The organism is Aeromonas sp. ZOR0001 (assembly GCF_000801015.1).
Lineage (GTDB): Bacteria > Pseudomonadota > Gammaproteobacteria > Enterobacterales > Aeromonadaceae > Aeromonas > Aeromonas veronii.
The window spans coordinates 1-18,893 of the sequence record NZ_JRJY01000037.1 but is presented as its reverse complement, the minus strand read 5'-3'; the positions used below and the strand labels follow the sequence as shown (position 1 = coordinate 18,893).

Sequence of the window (18,893 nt, the reverse complement as noted above, 5' to 3'; positions counted from 1 at the left end):
AGAGTGCCATGTTGAGCCCAGTTGAAAAATCCCGCCTGAAGTGGGCCTGCCGTCGCGGTATGCTCGAGCTGGATGTGATCTTTATGCCCTTTTTCGAACACGAGTTCGACGCCTTGAGTGAAGCCGATCAGCAGACCTTTATCCGCCTGCTGGCGAGCGACGATCCGGATCTGTTCAAATGGTGCATGGGTCATGGTGTCCCTGCCGATCCCGCATTTGCCGCCATGATCCCGATGATCCTGGAGCGCAATCAGGCGCGCCACGACCGCCAGGGGTAATACCGTGGAGCGGGTGATCATGACAGTTCACCCCTCCCGCCATCAGCAATATTTGCTGGTGGCCCTCTTTCTGTTGCTGCTCTGGCCGGTGGCTGGCCTGATTGCCGGTTGGCAGTGGGCGCTGTTGCTGCCCGTCTGGCTGGTGGCGCTCTGGCTGAGCTGGCGCTCCCTCGCCGCGCCCCCGTTCGAGCTTGTCTGGGATGGCCAGTGGCTACAGTGGCAAGGTCGTCGCTATCAGCTCGACAAGAAAAGCCGCATTCTGCCCGGTGTGCTCAGGCTAGCGCTTTGTCCCGATCCGCAAGAGAGTGGCGCCGTGTCGCCACGGCAACTGTGGCTCTTCTCCGATGCCCTTCCCCCCGAACATTACCGCCTGCTGGCGCGAGCCATCCACTTTCTGCCGTCCCGGCGCTGACGCCTGCTTCCCGTGATAACCATGTGCTGATTTATCGCGATAAGCTGCTGCCATGTGGCTAGCGGTACTCTTTTTGTGGCTGAAAAGCGGTTGAAAACAAGTGACCCCGCCGGGGCGGGGTCACTGATTGGTGCAACGCTTTGCGGGAAGGGGGATTAATCCCGCTCCGGGGTCAGCACAGTCGGTTTGGAGTCCGGCAGCATATCCGGATGATCCAGGTTGTAGTGCAGGCCGCGAGACTCCTTGCGCTGCAGGGCGCAGTTGACGATAAGCTCGGCTACCTGCAACAGGTTGCGCAGCTCCAGCAGGTTGTTGGAGACGCGGAAGTTGGCGTAGTACTCCTGCACCTCCTGCTTGAGCAGGTCAATGCGGCGCTTGGCGCGGGCGAGGCGTTTGTTGGTACGCACTATCCCCACGTAGTCCCACATCATCAACCGCAGCTCGTGCCAGTTGTGCTGGATCACCACCAGTTCGTCGGAATCTTCCACCTTGCTCTCGTCCCACACCGGCAGGCGCGGCGGCTCCACGCTCATCGGCAGCTTGGCCAGAATATCGGCCCCCGCCTGATGGGCATAGACCACGCATTCCAGCAGGGAGTTGGAGGCCATGCGGTTGGCGCCGTGCAGACCGGTGTAGGTCACTTCGCCGATGGCATAGAGGCCGGGGATATCGGTCTGGCCGTTGTTGTCGATCATCACGCCGCCACAGGTGTAGTGGGCGGCCGGCACTATGGGCATCGGCTCCTTGGTGATGTCGATGCCGACCGCAAGGCAGCGCTCATAGATGGTCGGGAAGTGCTTGATGATGAAATCGGCCGGTTTGTGGCTGATATCCAGATACATGCAATCCGCCCCGAGCCGCTTCATCTCGTGGTCGATGGCGCGGGCGACGATATCCCGCGGTGCCAGCTCGGCCCGCTCGTCAAACTCCGGCATAAAGCGGCTGCCGTCCGGGCGGCGCAGATAGGCCCCCTCGCCACGCAGCGCTTCGGTCAGCAGGAAGTTGGGGTCGTCCGGGTGGAACAGGCTGGTGGGGTGGAACTGGTTGAACTCTAGGTTCGCCACCCGGCAACCGGCCCGCCATGCCATGGCGATGCCATCGCCAGAACTCACATCCGGGTTGGAGGTGTACTGGTAGACCTTGGAGGCACCACCGGTGGCCAGCGCCACGAAACGGGCACGGATCACCTCGACCTGCTCGGCGTTGCGGTTCCAGACGTAGGCCCCCAGCACCTTGTTGCCCGGCAGGTTGAGCTTGCGGGTGGTGATGAGGTCGACCGCGTTGAAGCGCTCCATCAGCTGGATATTGGGGTGAGCGCGCACCTGATCGATCAGGGTGAGTTGCACCGCTTTGCCGGTGGCATCCGCCGCGTGGAAGATGCGGCGATGGCTGTGTCCCCCTTCCCGGGTGAGGTGGTACTGGGATTCGCCGTCGGCGTTCTCCTCCTGATCGAAGGGGACCCCTTGCTGAATGAGCCACTGGATGGACTCGCGGGCGTGGCGAGCGGTGAACTCGACCACTGCCGGGTCACACAACCCGGCGCCCGCGTTGAGCGTGTCGCTCACGTGGGATTCGATGCTGTCGGTTTCGTCGAAAACGGCAGCGATGCCTCCTTGCGCATAGAAAGTGGCCCCTTCACTGATGGGCCCCTTGCTCAGAACCAGGACTTTGGCGTGGTCTGCCAATCGCAACGCGAGGGACAAACCAGCGGCACCGCTGCCAATGATCAGTACATCGCAAAGGTATTCAACACTTGCTTTCATAAGTATCATTGGCCTGGATTAAGAACTGGCACCATGGTAGCCCAAGCGAGGGCGAGGATGCAGCCTGCATCACATTTTTTTCAATTGAAGCGAACTTTCTCTGATTCTCCCTGTCTGAACTTGTGCGCTTAGGAAGGGCCGGAAAAGAAAAACGATAACCTGATGGGGGTTTTACGGCTCTGATGAGCGACCAGAATCTACTGGACGAACAGCTGGTTGAACGGGTCCAGCGCGGCGATAAAGCAGCTTTCAACCTGTTGGTAAAAAAATACCAGCATAAGGTGGTCAACCTGGTTGCCAGGTATGTCAACAATCCCGGTGATGTGCCCGATGTGGCGCAAGAGGCCTTTATAAAAGCCTACCGTGCATTGCCGACATTCCGTGGCGAAAGTGCTTTTTACACTTGGTTGTACCGAATTGCCGTCAACACGGCGAAGAATTATCTCACCTCCCAGGGGCGCAGGCCGCCCAGCAGTGATGTGGAGGCTGACGAAGCGGAGTCTTATGGTGGTGGTGAAGCCTTGCAAGAGGTCTCAACCCCCGAAAACCTGGCGCTGACTGACGAGATCAAACGCACCGTGTTTTCAGCCATAGAGGCATTGCCGGAAGACCTGAGGACAGCTATCACCCTTCGCGAACTGGAAGGGCTGAGCTACGAAGAGATTGCCGAAATCATGGATTGCCCAGTGGGTACGGTCAGATCCCGTATCTTCCGGGCGAGGGAAGCAATCGATAAAAAGCTGCAACCTCTGATCGAGAATTAACTGGGGAAAGACGGGTTAACTTATGGCAAATAAAGAGCAAATCTCTGCCCTGATGGATGGTGACCTGAGTGACGCAGAGGTACTGAACGAGCTGGAGATGGACTCCGACTTGCAAGATACCTGGGGTCGTTACCACCTGATCGGCGATGCCATGCGGGGTGACCTGCCGGTCAATCTGCAACTGGATCTCAGTGACAGCATTATGGCTGCGCTGGAGGATGAGCACACCATACTGGCACCCAAGCCGGTCGAGACGGCTCCCGTGCTGCAACCAGCCGTTGCGCCGGTCAAGACTGATTCCAATGTGGTTCCGTTGTTCCGCCGTGTCGGTCAGCAACTGGGTCAATATGCCATTGCGGCATCTGTGGCCGCTGCCGTTATCTTCGGAGTGCAGCAGTATCAGGGGCAGGATGGCGTTCCGGCCAATCCGGTTCTCAATACCATTCCAATCGGTGGCAGTGCTGCACCTGTGAGTGTTCACTATCCGCAACAGGATGGTGCCCGTGCCCGTCAGCAGGGGCTGACCGAACAGCAGATGCAGGAGCAGCGGGAGCGGATCAACGCCTTCCTGCGTGACCACCAGTTGCAGCAGCGCCTGTTGCAAGACAGACAGATCCAACAATAACGAATTGTCAGGGATACAAACGTGCGCCAGTCCAGCCGTATTTTGCTGGCCTCTCTCCTGCTGATCAGTGCCAAGGCCTCGGCCGACGATAAGTCGGCCGAGGCCTTGTTGCAGCAGATGCAGAGTGCCGTGCAGCAACAGAATTTCGAGTTGTCCATGGTCAAGGCCCGTCAGGGGCGTCTTGAACCGATCCGGATCAGCCATGCCATCATCAACGGCAAGGAAGTGGCCCACCTCAGTTACCTCGACGGCAAGGCGATCGAGTATCTCCAGCGCCAGAATGAATACACCTTTTTTGAAAACAGCCACGATCCCTACACCCTGAAGGATGCCCGCTTCCCCGGCATCTGGTCGACGTTGGTGAAGATGCCGCTGGCGCAGGTGCTGGAGAGCTATGATCCAGTGCTGGCCGGTCGCAGCCGGGTTGCCGGTGTGGTGGCACAGGTGGTGAGGCTGGTGCCTAAAGAGGCCGATAAATATGGTTTCGTGCTCTGGATTGACGAGCAGAGCCACTTGCTGCTGCGGATCGACATGGTCGAGCGGGAAGGCAATCTGGTGGAGCAGGTACTCGGTGTCGAACTGGATCTGCAGAGCAAACCGGCCCCCTGGCTGGTGAAGCTGGCCAACAGCAAGCAGCCTCCGGCGCTGGCGCTGGAGGATGCCTATCCGGCGCCGCAACAGCAGTTGAACTGGCAGATCACCTGGTTGCCCGATGGCTTCAAGGTGCTGTCGCAAGACCGGCACCAGCTGGTGACCACCAGTATGCCGGTGGATTACATGATGCTCTCCGACGGGCTGGTGGATCTCTCAGTCTATGTCTCCCGGGTGGATCCCAAGCAGGCGGTGCGCCAGCAGCTGATCCGCCAGGGGGCGACCTCGCTGGTGAGCTATGTCAACGAGGTGGGGGTCGAGATCACCGTGGTCGGCGAGGTGCCTGCCGAAACCGCCAAGCGCATCGCCGAGTCGGTCCAGCCGCTGGCCCGCAACGAAGCGGTGCAGTAACGGGGGATGCGGGGTTGTCCCCCGCTTGCCGAGCGTGGCGAGTCGTGGTCAGATCCCCTGATTGTGTGAACCCGAGGTGTTGCCGTGAATGAGATGAGTGAAGAGCTGGCGACCGTGGTGGCCATTGAGGGTGACCATGCCTGGGTGGAGTGCGAGCGTCGCTCCGCCTGCAGCGGTTGTCAGCAGCAATCCAACTGCGGTACCGGCACCGTGGCCAAGGCGTTTCCCCTGAAAGCTCCCCGCTTGCGGGTCAGGCTGACCGCCGAGGTGCGGGTTGGCCAGCAAGTGAGGCTCGGTATCCCGCAGGAGAGTCTGCTGCGCGGGGCTGCGCTGGTCTATGTGCTGCCGCTTTTCTGTCTGTTGGCCGGCGCCTTGCTGGGGCAGCTCTGGCTGGCGCCGCTGCTCTCGGGCGGGGAGAGGATTACCATTCTCTGTTGCCTGCTGGGGGGCGTGCTGGGCTTTTTACTGGTTCGTTACTTTTCCAACCGCCTGGATCAGGGGCGCTACGGCCCGCAGATGCTCGGCGTTATCGTCCCTGTCCGCATCCTCCCCTGACCGAACAGGCGCTATTTCACTGGCGCTGGCGACTAAAGAATGGCCGTCAGCCGGGTTATCCAGTAAAATCGCGCCTCCATAACTGACCTTAACTAATTTTGAGTGACTCTTGCTCGATGAAACACATTCGTAACTTTTCGATTATTGCGCACATCGACCACGGTAAATCGACCCTGTCGGACCGTCTGATCCAGACTTGCGGTGGCTTGTCCGACCGCGAGATGCAGGCTCAGGTGCTTGACTCCATGGATCTGGAGCGCGAGCGCGGCATTACCATCAAAGCACAGAGTGTGACCCTGAACTACCAGGCACAAGACGGTAACACCTACCAGCTGAACTTTATCGACACCCCGGGCCACGTGGATTTCTCCTACGAGGTCTCCCGCTCTTTGGCGGCCTGTGAAGGGGCGCTGCTGGTGGTGGATGCCGGCCAGGGGGTTGAGGCACAGACTCTGGCCAACTGCTACACCGCCATGGAAATGGATCTGGAAGTGGTGCCGGTGCTGAACAAGATTGACCTGCCGGCCGCAGAACCCGAGCGGGTTGCCGAGGAGATCGAAGACATCGTCGGTATCGACGCGGTCGATGCGGTGCGCTGCTCCGCCAAGACCGGTCTGGGTGTTGATCTGGTGCTGGAAGAGATCGTCGCCAAGATCCCGGCGCCGGAAGGTGACCCGGATGCCCCGCTGCAGGCGCTGATCATCGACTCCTGGTTCGACTCCTATCTGGGCGTTGTCTCTTTGGTGCGGATCAAGAACGGTTCTCTGAAGAAGAACGACAAGATCAAGGTGATGAGCACCGGTCAGGTGTGGGGTGTCGATCGTATCGGTATCTTCACGCCCAAGCAGGTGGATACCCAGGGTCTGGGTTGCGGCGAGGTAGGTTGGGTTGTCTGCGGTATCAAGGACATCCACGGCGCGCCGGTGGGCGATACCCTGACTCAGGCCAAGAACGGTGCCGACAAGGCGCTGGCCGGCTTCAAGAAGGTGAAGCCGCAGGTTTATGCGGGTCTGTTCCCTATCTCCAGCGATGACTACGAGTCGTTCCGTGACGCCCTCGACAAGCTCTCCCTGAACGATGCCTCCCTGTTCTTCGAGCCGGAGAGCTCCACTGCGCTGGGCTTCGGCTTCCGTTGCGGCTTCCTCGGCATGCTGCACATGGAGATCATTCAGGAGCGTCTGGAGCGTGAATACGATCTGGATCTGATCACCACGGCGCCGACCGTAGTGTACGAGATCGAGCTGACCGACGGTTCCACCATCCACATCGACAGCCCGGCCCAGATGCCTGCCATCACCAGCATCAAGGAGATGCGCGAGCCGATCGCCGAGTGTCATATCCTGCTGCCGCAGGAGTACATGGGCAACGTGATCACCCTCTGTATCGAGAAGCGTGGCGTGCAGACCAACATGGTCTACCACGGCAAGCAGGTGGCACTGACCTATGAAATCCCGATGGCGGAAGTGGTGCTCGACTTCTTCGACCGTCTGAAATCCACCAGTCGTGGTTACGCCTCGCTGGATTACGGTTTCAAGCGTTTCGAAACCTCCGACATGGTCCGTCTGGATATCATGATCAACGGTGAGCGGGTCGATGCTTTGGCCATCATCACCCACAAGGACAACGCCCAGTATCGCGGTCGTCAGGTGGTGGAGAAGATGCGCGAGTTGATCCCGCGCCAGATGTTCGATATCGCTATTCAGGCGGCCATCGGCAACCAGATCATCGCTCGCAGCACCGTCAAGGCTCTGCGTAAAGACGTAACCGCCAAGTGCTATGGTGGTGACGTGAGTCGTAAGAAGAAACTGCTGAACAAGCAGAAAGAAGGTAAGAAGCGGATGAAGTCCCTCGGCCGTGTCGACGTGCCGCAGGAAGCCTTCCTCGCGATTCTCCACGTCGGAAAGGATTAATAGATGGCAAGCACGTTTTCCCTGATCCTGGTGGTGGTCTGCGCGATCACCGGTGTTATCTGGTGTCTGGACAAGATGATTTGGTCCAAGCAGCGCGCCGCCAAGATTGCCGTGGCTCGTGCCCATGGCGGTGCCCACCTGGATGAGAAGACCCTGGCCAAGGTGGCCCCCGTGCCGGTCTGGATTGAGCAGACCGCCGGGGTCTTCCCGGTCATCACCTTTGTGCTGATCCTGCGTTCGTTCATTTTTGAACCGTTCCAGATCCCGTCAGGTTCCATGATGCCCACCCTGCTGGTGGGCGACTTCATCCTGGTGGAAAAATTTGCCTACGGTCTGCGGGATCCGGTGACCAACACCAAGTTCCTCGAGACTGGCGAGCCCAAGCGTGGCGACGTGGTGGTGTTCAAGTATCCCCTTGAACCGCGCGTTGACTACATCAAGCGGGTCGTCGGCATGCCGGGTGATCGGGTCATCTATCGCAACAAGGAGCTGATGATCCGGCCCAAGTGCGAAGAGCAGGAAGGGAAAACGTGCCCGGGCTTCAAGAAGCTCGACGTCAAGTTTGAACAAAGAGGCGAATTTACCCAGATGGGGATCCCCCTTGACCGCTATACCGAGCAGTTGGGTGATGTCTCCCACGAGACCCTGCGCAATCCGCTGATGCCCGACATGGTTGGCCGTTACTATCGCCAGCCCGGCACCTACCCCGACGAATGGGTCGTACCGGAAGGCCAGTATTTCGTGATGGGGGACAACCGCGACAACAGCACCGACAGCCGCTTCTGGGGCTTTGTGCCCGAGCAGAATCTGGTCGGCAAGGCGGTCGCTATCTGGATAAGTTTTGAATTCGAGCGCGAAGAAGGCTCCCTGCTGCCAAGTTGGGTACCGACAGGTGTGCGCTTCAACCGCATTGGCGGAATCAAGTAAATGAATATCAAGATGAACAGACTGCAGTCCCGTCTCGGGCATGTCTTTGCGGATCTGGAACTACTGACCCGGGCGCTGACTCACCGCAGCGCCGGTTCCCGTCACAATGAAAGACTGGAATTTCTGGGTGACTCGATTTTGAGTCTGGTGATTGCCGACGATCTCTTCCACCGCTTCCCGCAAGCGGCGGAAGGGGATCTCAGCCGGATGCGCGCCACCTTGGTGCGCGAGAAGACCTTGGCCGAACTGGGCCGGGAGTTTGACCTTGGTGATCACCTGATCCTCGGCCCCGGCGAACTCAAGAGCGGCGGTTTTCGCCGCGAATCCATTCTGGCCGACACGGTCGAGGCGGTGATCGGTGCCGTCTATCTGGATACCAATCTTGAGACGGTGCGGACACTGCTGCTGAGCTGGTATGCCAGCCGCCTGGAAGAGATCAAGCCAGGCATCGAGCAGAAAGATCCCAAGACCCGTCTGCAAGAAATTTTGCAGGGAAGCCGCAAATCCCTGCCGACCTACACCGTGACCAACGTCAAGGGCGAGGCACACAACCAGGAGTTCACTGTCCAGTGTGACGTGGAAGGTCTGGATGGTCCCCTCGTCGGGGTCGGCACCAGCCGTCGCAAGGCCGAACAGGCCGCGGCGCAGCAAGCATTGGAAAAACTGTCATGACAGATACTACCTATTGCGGCTTTGTCGCCATCGTGGGCCGCCCGAATGTGGGCAAGTCCACCCTGCTCAACAAGCTGCTTGGCCAGAAGGTCAGCATTACCTCGAAGAAGCCCCAGACCACCCGTCACCGGATTTTGGGGATCGACACAGAGGATAACTACCAGACCATCTATGTAGATACCCCGGGTCTGCACATTGAAGAGAAACGGGCCATCAACCGTCTGATGAACCGTGCCGCCACCAGTTCGCTGGGGGATGTGGCCATGGTGGTGTTCATGGTTGACGGTACCCACTGGACCAAAGACGACGAGATGGTGCTGGGCAAGCTGCGCAATCTCAAGTGCCCTGTGGTGCTGGCGGTCAACAAGATCGACAACGTCAAAGAGAAAGAAGATCTGCTGCCCCACCTCGAGTGGCTGGGCCAACAGATGAACTTCGCCCATATTCTGCCCATCAGTGCCGAAAAGGGCACCAACGTGGAGAAGATCCGCGAGTGGGCCAAGGATCTGCTGCCGGAAAACGTCCACTTCTTCCCGGAAGATTACGTGACCGACCGCTCCTCCCGCTTTATGGCCTCCGAAATCATCCGCGAGAAGCTGATGCGCTTCACCGGCGAGGAGCTGCCCTACTCGGTGACGGTCGAGATCGAGCGCTTCAAGGTGGAAGAGAACGGCCTCTATCACATCCACGGCCTGATCCTGGTCGAGCGCGATGGTCAGAAGAAGATGGTCATCGGCAACAAGGGTGAGAAGATCAAGACCATCGGCACCGAAGCGCGCCTCGATATGGAACGTCTGTTCCAGAACAAGGTGCACCTCGAGCTGTGGGTCAAGGTCAAGTCGGGCTGGGCTGATGATGAGCGCGCCCTGCGCAGCCTCGGGTATGGCGACGACTGATTGCTGACCCCGGCTTTCGTCATCCACAGTCGGCCCTATCGGGAGACCAGCCAGCTGGTCGAGGTCTTCACCCAGGATAGTGGCCGATTTACTCTGGTGGCTCGCGGTTCTCGCGGGCCACGCTCCCCTCTCAAGGGGCTGCTGCAACCCTTTACCCTGCTCACCATCGCCTGGCGCGGCAAGGGTGATCTCAAGAACCTCACCCAGGTCGAATGTCCGGATCACTCCCTGCGTCTCGGCGGCGATCGCCTCTTCTACGGCCTCTATCTCAACGAGCTGGTTTACTACCTGCTGGAAGCGCACACCCCGTTCCCTGAAGTGTTCGATGCCTATGCCCGTGCCATCATGGCGCTGGCCGACGGCGAGACGCCGGAGCTGCCGCTGCGTCGCTTCGAGTTCCTGCTGTTGCAGGCGCTCGGGTATGCGGTGGATTTCGAATACACGGCGGACGACGAGTCGCCCATCGAGCCGACCCTGCTCTATGGCTTCGAGCGTGAATTGGGCTTTGTTGCTTGCGAGCGGGCGCCGGATCCCCGTACCCTGTTTCTCGGTGCCCACCTGCTCGCCTTTGCCGAGGGACGTTTCGATACCCCTCCCTTGCTGCAGGCGGCCAAACGTTTCAGCCGACTGGCACTGCAACCCTATCTGGGCAAACGCCAGTTAAAGAGCCGGGAGCTGTTTTTAAAACGCAAAGCCAGCATTCAAGGCTGACATAGATTACAGACATACGGATATTGGCGCGGGGTGATTCGCTGACCGCGCAGTCAACAGATGAAGCCTTTCAAGGAGTTCTCATGAGTGAAATCTATCTGGGTGTGAACATCGACCATATCGCCACCCTGCGCAACGCCCGTGGCACCCAGTATCCGGATCCGGTACAGGCCGCCTTCGTGGCCGAACAGGCTGGGGCCGATGGCATTACCGTGCATCTGCGTGAAGATCGCCGCCATATCACCGATCGCGACGTGGAGATCCTGCGTCAGACTATCCAGACCAGAATGAACCTGGAGATGGCAGTGACCGAAGAGATGATCGGCATCGCCTGTCGCATCAAGCCCCACTTCGTCTGTCTGGTGCCGGAGAAGCGCACCGAAGTGACCACCGAGGGCGGTCTGGACGTGTCCGGTCAGCTGGACAAGGTGACTGACGCAGTTGCCCGCCTCTCTGCTGTGGGTGCCCAGGTATCCCTCTTTATCGATGCCGATCCCATCCAGATTGATGCAGCTGCCGAGAGTGGCGCCCCCTTTATCGAGATCCACACCGGCCGTTACGCCGATGCCACCACCGATGCCGAGCGCAACGCCGAGTTCAAGCGTATCGCCGCCGGCGCCTCCTATGCCGCTGGCAAGGGGCTCAAGGTCAATGCCGGCCATGGCCTGCACTACCACAACGTCAAGGCCATCGCCGCCATCCCCGAGCTCTATGAGCTCAACATCGGCCACGCCATCATCGGTCGTGCCGCCTTCGATGGTCTGGCTAAAGCCGTGAGCGATATGCGCCTGCTGATGCAGGAAGCCCGTCAGGGGATCTGACTCACCAGACCGGCGGCCTGAGACAGGCTGCCAAAAATAACAAGGGACGCAGCGGCGTCCTTTGCTATTTCAGGCCCTGTTCAAGCGAGGGCGGCACCCGCGCAGTAATAACCCAGCACAATCGGCTATAAGCAGTTGATGTCGAAAGGGTTACACTGGTTGACCCTGTGAGTTGGACGAGATTGTTATGGATCATCCCTTGTACCACCCCGATATCACCGACCTTGAACCTGTCGCCCGCGCGGCGGGAGCGGCCATCATGGCCATCTACAGCCAGCCCTTCGCGGTGGAGTACAAGAGCGACGAGAGCCCGCTTACCGCTGCCGACAAGGGGGCTCATGAGGTGATCGTTCAGGGGTTGGCACGGCTGACTCCCGATATCCCTGTGCTGTCGGAGGAGTCGGGGGCCGAGGTGATGGCGGCGCGCCACAGCTGGTCCCGCTACTGGCTGGTGGATCCCCTCGACGGCACCAAGGAGTTTGTTTCCCGCAACGGCGAGTTCACCGTCAATATCGCGCTGATTGAAGGGGGGGCGCCGCGCTGGGGGCTGGTCTATGCCCCTGTGCTGGACAAGCTCTGGTATGGCGGCAAAGGAGTAGGCGCCTGGCGTATCGCCGATGGCAAGTGTGAGCCTATCCAGACCCGGCCTCATCGTGAAGGAGAGGCGTGGCGAGTGGTGGGCAGTCGCAACCACCTGTCGCAGGCGACCCTCGATTTCTTGGCACCTTTTGGCGAGATCGAGCTGGTCTCTATGGGCAGCTCCCTCAAGTTCTGCATCATCGCCGAGGGGGGCGCCGAGCTCTATCCGCGCCTCGCCCCCACCTGCGAGTGGGATACCGGCGCGGCGCAGGCTGTGCTGGAGGGGGCCGGTGGCAGCGTCACCCAGCTCGATGGCTCACCCCTTGCCTACAACAAGCCCGATATCCTCAATCCCTGGTTTGTCGCCAAGGCATAAACGAGATATCGGGATGCAAAAAGGCCGGACTGGAATGAACTTCCAGTCCGGCCTTTTTATTTAGCTATGCGCTTTGGGTCAGAAGACTTTCTTGAACGGCTTGATGGTCACTTTGGCATAGACGCCAGCTGCCACATAGGGATCGGCATCGGCCCAGGCTTTGGCATCCGCTTGCGAGGCAAACTCGGCGATGACGGTGCTGCCGGTAAAGCCTGCATCGGCCGGATCCTCGGCATCGATGGCCGGGTTGGGACCGGCGGTCAGCAGGCGGCCTTCATCCTGCAGGGCTTGCAGGCGAGCCAGATGGGCAGGGCGAACCTGCTTGCGCAGTGGCAGGCTATCGGGGACATCTTCGGAGTAGATGAGATACCACATGAGAGGATCCTTTTCTGATGAGGGTTACTTTTTGGGTTCGTCTTTTTGCTGGGACAACTGCTCGGCAGGGATGTGGCGGTAGAGGTAGACACCGCTGAGCAGGGTAAAGATCAGCGTCATCCCCAGCAGGCCGAACACCTTGAAGTTGACCCACATCTCCTGCGGCAGGTTGAAGGCCACATAGAGATTGAGCAGGCCACAGACGGCAAAGAAACCGGCCCAGCCGAGGTTGACCCGATCCCAGATGGCGTCGGGTGCCTGCAGCTCCTTGGCCAGCATCTGCTTGATCAGGTTCTTGCCAAAGCCATAGCGGCTGATGAGCAGCCCCAGCGCAAACAGGGCGTTGATGACTGTCACTTTCCACTTGATGAAGGTGTCATCGTGGAAGAACACGGTGAGACCGCCAAAGAAGCCGACCAGCAGGAAGGTAAAAAGCTGCATCTTCTCGACTTTGCGATAGCGGATCCAGCTGTAGGCGAGCTGCAGACCGGTGACCACCACCAGGGCGCCAGTGGCCATGTAGATGTCGTAGAACTTGTAGACCGCAAAGAAAACGATAAGTGGAATAAATTCAATAAATTGCTTCATTTCTGACGCCTAGTCCTCAAAGATGGCCTGCAAATTTTGCCCAGTCTACCTGCACGGTGGACAACGGCAAATGAATAAGACCGCTCATTTTTACGCCGGTTCCGCGCTGTCGCCAAACAGTTGGCGAGCAATGCTGATCCCCAGTCGCTGCTGATCGGCCAGCAGGTCGCGGATATGGCGCTCTTCAATCAGGGGGTTGAGCAGCACGGCGCGCAGCAGGGTGAGGGGTTGGGCACCGTAGCGCACCACGGCGCGCTGGGTACGGGAGACGAAGCTGTGCCCCTCGGCGCGCTGGGCTTTTTGCAGCGCCACGTTGAAGGCGTTGACCTGCTCGTTGGCCGCTTCATCCAGCACCTTGCCCTGCAGATGGGGCGGGATGCAGCGGTAGGAGAGCAGGTTCATCACCGGAGCATACATCAGCTCGAAGGCCGGATTACTGGTGATGAGCTCGGCCATCAGTCGGGCCCGGTCGTAGTTGGCCTCGATGAGGTCGGCATAGCCTTGCTGGCCGAACAGCTGGAAGGCGGCATCCAGATAGAGGGCATTGGCCGGGCGGGTGCCCTCCAGGGTAAAGCGACCCTGATCGAACGAGGTGGCGCGAATAGCGTAGGGCGCCTCTCGCTTGACCGCCATCATCAGGTCGGGCTGGCGGCAGAGCAGCATGCCGGTCCCGAGCGGCACCAGCAGTTGCTTGTGACCATCCAGGGTGACTGTGTCGGCCTGCTCTATTCCGGCCAGCAGGTTTTGATAGCGGGGGGAGAAGAGGGTCGGGCCACCCCAGGCGGCATCCACGTGGAAGTGGATCTGCTCGCGCTCGGCGATGGCCGCCAGTTCTGGCAGCGGATCGATGGAGCCAAAGTCGGTACTGCCAGCCACGCCGACCAATGCCAGTATTTTCAATTTCTGCTCTTTGCACTGGATCAGCGCCTGCTCCAGCGCAGCCAGACTGAGCCGGTTCTGTTCGTCAGTCTCAAGGCGCCAGACACTGCGGGCGCCCAGTCCCAGCAGATCCATCCCCTTGTCGAAGGAGTAGTGCATCAGCCGGGAGCCCAGAATGACGGCGCCGCGATAGCCCTGCTCATAGAGGGCGAACAGGTTGTCGCCACAGGCGCGGTTGCGGGCCAGCCAGAGAGCTGTGACATTGGCGATGGTGCCGCCGCTGGTCATGACACCGAGAGCGGCATCCTTGGCATGCATCTGCTTGCCGTAGAAGGCATCGTCCCGGCCATAGATGAGGCAGTGCAGCTTGGCCAGCACCTCCCGCTCCAGAAAGCTGAGCAGACGGGAGGACTCCATCTTCATCGGATTCTGGTTGAGCATCACGACCAGACGGGAGAGCTCGGCAGTATAGGCCGGCAATGGTGCCGTCATATGACCCATGTAGCGTGGCGAGGTGAGATGGGATGCGCCGGGTACCAGAGTGGCCAGTCGGGCGAGATAGGCTTCGGTCGAGCAGCCGCTGGCGGGCATGCGGGACTGGTCGAGCTGATGGGTGAACAGGTCGCGCTGATAGGGGGCCTGACTGTCGTCGGAGTGGTGGAAGCTCTCCAGCAAGGTGTTCATCGCCTCGCCAAAGGCGGGATCCGCTTGTGCAAACAGCTCAGTCAACTTCATCAGGTTCTCCAGACCAGGTCACCGGGTTAGGCGTCAATGCCGCTTGTCTCGGGCATCGGCGGCAGAGCATACACCAAAGGTTGGCAGGTGACAGCCACTCCATTTTTTAAGCGAACACTTGTACTCCGAAATGGCGCTGGGTAGAGTGAGCCACAGTTATTGTGGAGTCGCTGTTATGAGTGGTGTGATGGATTACTCCCCCCGAGAGGAGCTGGCAAACCGGCTGAGTCACGGTGCGGGATTGTTGCTGGGGATTGTCGGGCTGGTGTTGTTGCTCATCAAGGGATGGGGGCAGGGCACGCAGGCGCTGGTGAGTTACAGCCTTTATGGCGGCAGTCTGGTGCTGCTCTATCTCGCCTCTACCCTCTATCACAGCATGGCGGAAGGGCGGGCCAGACGCTGGTGCAAGGTGTTTGATCACTGCGCCATCTATCTGCTGATTGCCGGCACCTATACCCCCTTCCTGCTGGTGGCGCTCGATACGCCGCTGGCGAAGGGCTTGATGGTGGTGATCTGGGCCCTGGCGCTGGCTGGTGTGGTGTTCAAGCTGGTGTTTATCAACCGCTTCAAGAAGCTGTCGCTCTTTACCTACCTGATGTTGGGCTGGCTGTCGCTGGTGGTCATCTATCAGCTCTATATCCATCTGGCCGGTGAGGGGCTGCTGCTGCTCGGGCTCGGTGGCCTTATCTACAGCCTCGGGGTCATTTTCTATGTGGCCAAGCAGATCCCCTATAACCACGCCATCTGGCATCTCTTTGTGCTGGGTGGCAGCGTTTGTCACTTTATGGCCATTTACGGCTACGTCGCCTAACGTCTTGCAACTAGCCCTTAATTGGTATTTTTAGCGCGTAAAAGGATAAATTCGTGCGGTATCACACAGTTGGCATCAGCGTTTGCTGACAAGCTAGGGCCAGTTCAATTCGCAAAGGATGCACGAAATGAGTGAAATCGCGCTTTCCATCAGCATGTTGTCGCTGGTGGCAGTGCTAGGACTCTGGCTGGGAAACTGGCGAGTCTATGGCGTTGGCTTGGGAATAGGGGGGGTGCTGTTCGGCGGCATCATAGTGGGTCACTTTGCAGGCGCCTCCGATCTCGCGCTGGATGCACAAACGCTTCACTTTATTCAAGAATTTGGCCTGATCCTGTTTGTCTATACCATCGGCATCCAGGTCGGGCCGGGTTTCTTCTCGTCATTGCGCAGTTCGGGTCTCAAACTCAACGCCTTTGCCGCTTTGCTGGTCATCCTTGGCTGCGTGGTGGCTGCTGGCTTGCATCAATTTTTCGATGTGCCGTTACCGGTCATTCTGGGGGTCTTCTCCGGTGCCGTCACCAATACGCCATCCCTCGGTGCGGGCCAGCAGATCCTGGCCGAGCTGGGCGCCGCGCCCGGTTCTACCGGCCTGATGGGGATGGGATATGCGGTTGCCTATCCGTTTGGTATCTGTGGCATTTTGCTCACCATGTGGCTGGTCAGGGTTTTCTTTCGCATCAAGATCGACGATGAAGCCGCCCAGTTCGAGCTACAAACCGGTAAAACCAAGGAGAGCTTGCAGACCATCAACATCGCGGTGCGCAATCCCAACATGCACGGCCTGATGCTGAGCGAGATCCCGAGTCTCGACGAGTCTGATGTCATCTGTTCACGGCTCAAACGGGGCGACGAGCTGATGGTGCCACGGCCGGAATCCCGTATCGAACTGGGTGACTTGCTGCACCTGGTGGGTGAGCGTCACGCGCTGCACAAGGTGTTGTTGGTGTTGGGGGAGGAGGTGGAGACCTCGCTCTCGACCCGGGGCACAGATCTGCGCGTCGAGCGAGTAGTGGTGACCAACGAGCAGGTTCTTGGCAAGAAGATCCGCGATCTGGACATCAAACAGCGCTATGACGTGGTGATCTCCCGTCTCAACCGGGCAGGTATCGAACTGGTGCCGACCAGTCAGACCAGCCTGCAGTTTGGTGACATCCTCAACCTGGTTGGCCGTCTCGACGCCATCGAGGCCGTGACCAATGTGGTCGGCAACGTGCAGCAAAAGCTGCAGCAGGTGCAGATGTTGCCGGTATTTATCGGGATTGGCCTTGGCGTATTGCTCGGCTCCATCCCCTTCTACCTGCCCGGTTTCCCGGCCGCCCTCAAGCTGGGTCTGGCGGGCGGGCCGTTGGTGGTGGCGCTGATCCTGTCGCGGATCGGCAGCATCGGCAAGCTTTACTGGTTCATGCCCCCCAGTGCCAACCTGGCGCTGCGGGAGATCGGCATCGTACTTTTTCTGGCGGTGGTCGGATTCAAGTCCGGTGCTGGCTTCGTCGATACCCTGATCAACGGTGATGGCCCGGCCTGGATGCTCTACGGCATGGCGATCACCCTGATCCCGCTGCTGGTGGTCGGTGTGCTGGCGCGCCTCTACGGCAAGATGAACTATCTGACCCTGTGTGGTTTGCTGGCCGGCTCCATGACAGATCCTCCCGCGCTGGCCTTTGCCAACGCCATGCACCCGACCAGTGGCGCCAGTGCGCTCTCATACGCCACTGTCTACCCGCTGGTGATGTTCCTGCGGATCATCTCGCCACAGCTGCTGGCTATCATCCTCTGGGCGGGAGCCTAGGGTTAATCTTGACGGGAGCATGCCTTGTCATGCTCTCGTCATTATTCTGTAATTTATTGATAGTTTTGGTTTTTACCATTCTCGCAACCTCGTTTTACACACTTCTGTCTGGCTGAACAGTTCAGCCTCAAATCGGTCTATCCTTTCGAATTTTCGAGCTGGTTATTTTTCCCCTCAGTCTGCAAAGTAGGCTGTGGCTTATTGCATTCAAATCAGGATTCAGGAGAGAACATGATCACCAATGCCGTTACCTTGGAACAGGGCGTAACCGTAACCCAACTCAAAGGACAAATTTATCTGGTTGCCGCAGATGGCAGCCGGAAGCTGTTGGCTGAAGGTGATGTGCTGCCGAAAGGGGCGGTGATCGTGTCGCCGGATGGCGCCAGTTTCATGGGCGGCGGACAGTCGTTCAATGTGCAACCAGCCAGCGAGCAGAGTGAGCCTGCCGAAGAGGGGGATGCTCCCCAGCTGGCGCAAAACGGCGCTGCAGGTACACCTGATGATATTAATGCCTTGCAACAGGCGATCTTGGGTGGGGCTGACCCGACTCAGGCCTTTGAAGCCTCTGCCGCAGGCGGTGCACCTGCCGCCGGTGGTGGCGGTATTGGGGGCGTAGCCGGTGCCAGTGGCAACGGCGGTTTTGTTACCATCGACCGTATCGGTGATGCAACCATTGCCGAAGCCGGGTTTGATACCGATAACCCCGCAGATACAGCCCCCATAGGGGATGCCCTTGGTGGTGAGGACGATATCCTGTTTGATGGCGTTCCACCATCCATCACCGTGAACGCCCCAGACAACACCAACGACACCACCCCGACCATTACCGGTACGACGGATGCCCCGGCGGGCAGTACCGTTACCCTGGTCGTGACCGATGCCAACGGCAACCAGCAGACCCTGACCGCTACGGTACAGCCGGACGGCAGCTACAGCGTGGATGTCACCACCCCATTGGCGGAAGGCTCTTATACCGTCACCGCCACTGTGACCGATCCGGCCGGCAACACCGGCACCGCGACCGACGATGGCAGCGTTGATATTGATGACCCGGTCGATGCGGTCGATGACGAGTACACCGTCAACGAAGATGGCTCGGTGAGCCTGAATTTGCTCGCCAACGACAAGGCACCGGATGGTGGTCTGAAGATTGTCTCCATCAACGGCATCGCACTGACGGGCGGTGCGCAGAGCATTCCTGTCAAGAACGGTGTTGTGGAGATTGCCGCCGATGGCAGCATGACCTTCAAGCCGGACGAGAACTTCAACGGCGACATCAGCTTTGACTATGTGGCCCAGGACGCTGACGGCGATACCGACAGTGCCAAAGTCAACATCACCGTCAAGCCAGTGGACGACGCGACGGTCGTGGCGCCGGACAGCAACACCGTGACCGAAGACACCCCGCTGGTGGTGGCTGCCGAT

At 59.3% G+C, this 18,893-nt stretch carries 20 protein-coding genes; 16 read left to right on the top strand and 4 right to left on the bottom strand.

Annotated elements, in window-relative coordinates:
• Positions 1 to 8: 8 nt before the first annotated feature.
• Both L972_RS04445 and L972_RS04440 read left to right on the top strand, forming a co-directional pair.
• Entirely contained in the window at positions 9 to 278 is a 270-nt protein-coding gene (locus L972_RS04445; protein ID WP_047436065.1) for an FAD assembly factor SdhE, read from the top strand.
• A 19-nt stretch (positions 279 to 297) separates the two neighbouring features.
• Complete coding sequence (locus L972_RS04440) at positions 298 to 690, top strand: protein YgfX (protein ID WP_047436271.1); 393 nt, start codon at positions 298 to 300, stop codon at positions 688 to 690.
• A gap of 155 nt (positions 691 to 845) precedes the next feature.
• On the opposite strand, the gene nadB is transcribed toward L972_RS04440, so the two are convergent.
• Positions 846 to 2,453 carry an L-aspartate oxidase gene (nadB, locus tag L972_RS04435; RefSeq protein ID WP_005335413.1) on the bottom strand — a complete coding sequence of 536 codons (1,608 nt, stop codon included), beginning with the start codon at positions 2,451 to 2,453 and terminating at the stop codon, positions 846 to 848.
• A 182-nt stretch (positions 2,454 to 2,635) separates the two neighbouring features.
• On the opposite strand from nadB, the gene rpoE reads away from it, so the two are divergent.
• The 11 genes from rpoE to cysQ all read left to right on the top strand — a co-directional run bounded on the left by rpoE (position 2,636) and on the right by cysQ (position 12,291).
• Complete coding sequence (gene rpoE / locus L972_RS04430) at positions 2,636 to 3,217, top strand: RNA polymerase sigma factor RpoE (RefSeq protein WP_005335411.1); 582 nt, start codon at positions 2,636 to 2,638, stop codon at positions 3,215 to 3,217.
• 22 nt (positions 3,218 to 3,239) lie between these two features.
• Positions 3,240 to 3,842, top strand: coding sequence for an RseA family anti-sigma factor (locus L972_RS04425; RefSeq protein ID WP_047436063.1), 603 nt, complete (start codon positions 3,240 to 3,242; stop codon positions 3,840 to 3,842).
• Between the two features lie 21 nt (positions 3,843 to 3,863).
• Positions 3,864 to 4,844 carry a MucB/RseB C-terminal domain-containing protein gene (locus tag L972_RS04420; RefSeq protein ID WP_047436059.1) on the top strand — a complete coding sequence of 327 codons (981 nt, stop codon included), beginning with the start codon at positions 3,864 to 3,866 and terminating at the stop codon, positions 4,842 to 4,844.
• A 93-nt stretch (positions 4,845 to 4,937) separates the two neighbouring features.
• Positions 4,938 to 5,399, top strand: coding sequence for a SoxR reducing system RseC family protein (locus L972_RS04415; RefSeq protein WP_047436058.1), 462 nt, complete (start codon positions 4,938 to 4,940; stop codon positions 5,397 to 5,399).
• A gap of 116 nt (positions 5,400 to 5,515) precedes the next feature.
• Positions 5,516 to 7,309: a translation elongation factor 4 gene (gene lepA, locus L972_RS04410; RefSeq protein ID WP_005335396.1), complete on the top strand. Its 1,794-nt coding sequence runs from the start codon at positions 5,516 to 5,518 to the stop codon at positions 7,307 to 7,309.
• Between the two features lie 3 nt (positions 7,310 to 7,312).
• Positions 7,313 to 8,236, top strand: coding sequence for a signal peptidase I (gene lepB / locus L972_RS04405; protein ID WP_005335395.1), 924 nt, complete (start codon positions 7,313 to 7,315; stop codon positions 8,234 to 8,236).
• Complete coding sequence (gene rnc / locus L972_RS04400) at positions 8,237 to 8,908, top strand: ribonuclease III (protein WP_005335394.1); 672 nt, start codon at positions 8,237 to 8,239, stop codon at positions 8,906 to 8,908.
• Positions 8,905 to 9,804: a GTPase Era gene (gene era, locus L972_RS04395; RefSeq protein ID WP_005335393.1), complete on the top strand. Its 900-nt coding sequence runs from the start codon at positions 8,905 to 8,907 to the stop codon at positions 9,802 to 9,804. The genes rnc and era overlap by 4 nt, the downstream gene beginning before the upstream one ends.
• Entirely contained in the window at positions 9,805 to 10,515 is a 711-nt protein-coding gene (recO, locus tag L972_RS04390; protein ID WP_041210624.1) for a DNA repair protein RecO, read from the top strand.
• 83 nt (positions 10,516 to 10,598) lie between these two features.
• Complete coding sequence (gene pdxJ, locus L972_RS04385; RefSeq protein WP_047436053.1) at positions 10,599 to 11,336, top strand: pyridoxine 5'-phosphate synthase; 738 nt, start codon at positions 10,599 to 10,601, stop codon at positions 11,334 to 11,336.
• A 187-nt stretch (positions 11,337 to 11,523) separates the two neighbouring features.
• Positions 11,524 to 12,291 (top strand): 3'(2'),5'-bisphosphate nucleotidase CysQ, encoded by a 768-nt coding sequence (gene cysQ, locus L972_RS04380; protein ID WP_139714614.1) that lies wholly within the window; start codon positions 11,524 to 11,526, stop codon positions 12,289 to 12,291.
• Positions 12,292 to 12,369: 78 nt separating this feature from the next.
• Here the strand turns inward: cysQ and L972_RS04375 are convergent, their stop codons facing one another.
• The 3 genes from L972_RS04375 to L972_RS04365 all read right to left on the bottom strand — a co-directional run bounded on the left by L972_RS04375 (position 12,370) and on the right by L972_RS04365 (position 14,868).
• Positions 12,370 to 12,666 carry a YciI family protein gene (locus L972_RS04375; RefSeq protein WP_047436050.1) on the bottom strand — a complete coding sequence of 99 codons (297 nt, stop codon included), beginning with the start codon at positions 12,664 to 12,666 and terminating at the stop codon, positions 12,370 to 12,372.
• Positions 12,667 to 12,690: 24 nt separating this feature from the next.
• A complete protein-coding gene (locus L972_RS04370) occupies positions 12,691 to 13,254 on the bottom strand; it encodes a septation protein A (RefSeq protein ID WP_047436048.1) in 564 nt (187 codons plus the stop codon).
• A gap of 90 nt (positions 13,255 to 13,344) precedes the next feature.
• Positions 13,345 to 14,868, bottom strand: coding sequence for an aminotransferase class V-fold PLP-dependent enzyme (locus L972_RS04365; RefSeq protein WP_047436047.1), 1,524 nt, complete (start codon positions 14,866 to 14,868; stop codon positions 13,345 to 13,347).
• Between the two features lie 175 nt (positions 14,869 to 15,043).
• Here L972_RS04365 and trhA point away from each other — a divergent pair, with 175 nt between their 5' ends.
• From trhA to L972_RS04350, 3 genes are all read left to right on the top strand, one after another.
• The gene (gene trhA / locus L972_RS04360; RefSeq protein ID WP_005335337.1) at positions 15,044 to 15,679 is read left to right on the top strand and encodes a PAQR family membrane homeostasis protein TrhA; all 636 of its coding nucleotides are present in this window, start codon (positions 15,044 to 15,046) and stop codon (positions 15,677 to 15,679) included.
• Positions 15,680 to 15,806: 127 nt separating this feature from the next.
• Positions 15,807 to 17,468: a putative transporter gene (locus L972_RS04355; protein ID WP_005335335.1), complete on the top strand. Its 1,662-nt coding sequence runs from the start codon at positions 15,807 to 15,809 to the stop codon at positions 17,466 to 17,468.
• 231 nt (positions 17,469 to 17,699) lie between these two features.
• Positions 17,700 to 18,893 (top strand): retention module-containing protein (locus L972_RS04350; protein ID WP_047436044.1); only part of this gene is annotated, 1,194 nt, incomplete at its 3' end.

What these genes read in the sequence shown, in the direction of transcription:
- pdxJ (WP_047436053.1), top strand. Translation starts at nt 10,599, where the DNA reads ATGAGTGAAATCTATCTGGGTGTGAACATCGACCATATCGCCACCCTG.
- lepB (WP_005335395.1), top strand. Translation starts at nt 7,313, where the DNA reads ATGGCAAGCACGTTTTCCCTGATCCTGGTGGTGGTCTGCGCGATCACC.
- cysQ (WP_139714614.1), top strand. Translation starts at nt 11,524, where the DNA reads ATGGATCATCCCTTGTACCACCCCGATATCACCGACCTTGAACCTGTC.
- trhA (WP_005335337.1), top strand. Translation starts at nt 15,044, where the DNA reads ATGAGTGGTGTGATGGATTACTCCCCCCGAGAGGAGCTGGCAAACCGG.
- L972_RS04425 (WP_047436063.1), top strand. Translation starts at nt 3,240, where the DNA reads ATGGCAAATAAAGAGCAAATCTCTGCCCTGATGGATGGTGACCTGAGT.
- rnc (WP_005335394.1), top strand. Translation starts at nt 8,237, where the DNA reads ATGAATATCAAGATGAACAGACTGCAGTCCCGTCTCGGGCATGTCTTT.
- nadB (WP_005335413.1), bottom strand. Translation starts at nt 2,453, where the DNA reads ATGAAAGCAAGTGTTGAATACCTTTGCGATGTACTGATCATTGGCAGC.
- era (WP_005335393.1), top strand. Translation starts at nt 8,905, where the DNA reads ATGACAGATACTACCTATTGCGGCTTTGTCGCCATCGTGGGCCGCCCG.
- lepA (WP_005335396.1), top strand. Translation starts at nt 5,516, where the DNA reads ATGAAACACATTCGTAACTTTTCGATTATTGCGCACATCGACCACGGT.
- L972_RS04355 (WP_005335335.1), top strand. Translation starts at nt 15,807, where the DNA reads ATGAGTGAAATCGCGCTTTCCATCAGCATGTTGTCGCTGGTGGCAGTG.
- L972_RS04370 (WP_047436048.1), bottom strand. Translation starts at nt 13,254, where the DNA reads ATGAAGCAATTTATTGAATTTATTCCACTTATCGTTTTCTTTGCGGTC.
- rpoE (WP_005335411.1), top strand. Translation starts at nt 2,636, where the DNA reads ATGAGCGACCAGAATCTACTGGACGAACAGCTGGTTGAACGGGTCCAG.
- L972_RS04365 (WP_047436047.1), bottom strand. Translation starts at nt 14,868, where the DNA reads ATGAAGTTGACTGAGCTGTTTGCACAAGCGGATCCCGCCTTTGGCGAG.
- L972_RS04445 (WP_047436065.1), top strand. Translation starts at nt 9, where the DNA reads ATGTTGAGCCCAGTTGAAAAATCCCGCCTGAAGTGGGCCTGCCGTCGC.
- L972_RS04415 (WP_047436058.1), top strand. Translation starts at nt 4,938, where the DNA reads ATGAGTGAAGAGCTGGCGACCGTGGTGGCCATTGAGGGTGACCATGCC.
- L972_RS04440 (WP_047436271.1), top strand. Translation starts at nt 298, where the DNA reads ATGACAGTTCACCCCTCCCGCCATCAGCAATATTTGCTGGTGGCCCTC.
- L972_RS04375 (WP_047436050.1), bottom strand. Translation starts at nt 12,666, where the DNA reads ATGTGGTATCTCATCTACTCCGAAGATGTCCCCGATAGCCTGCCACTG.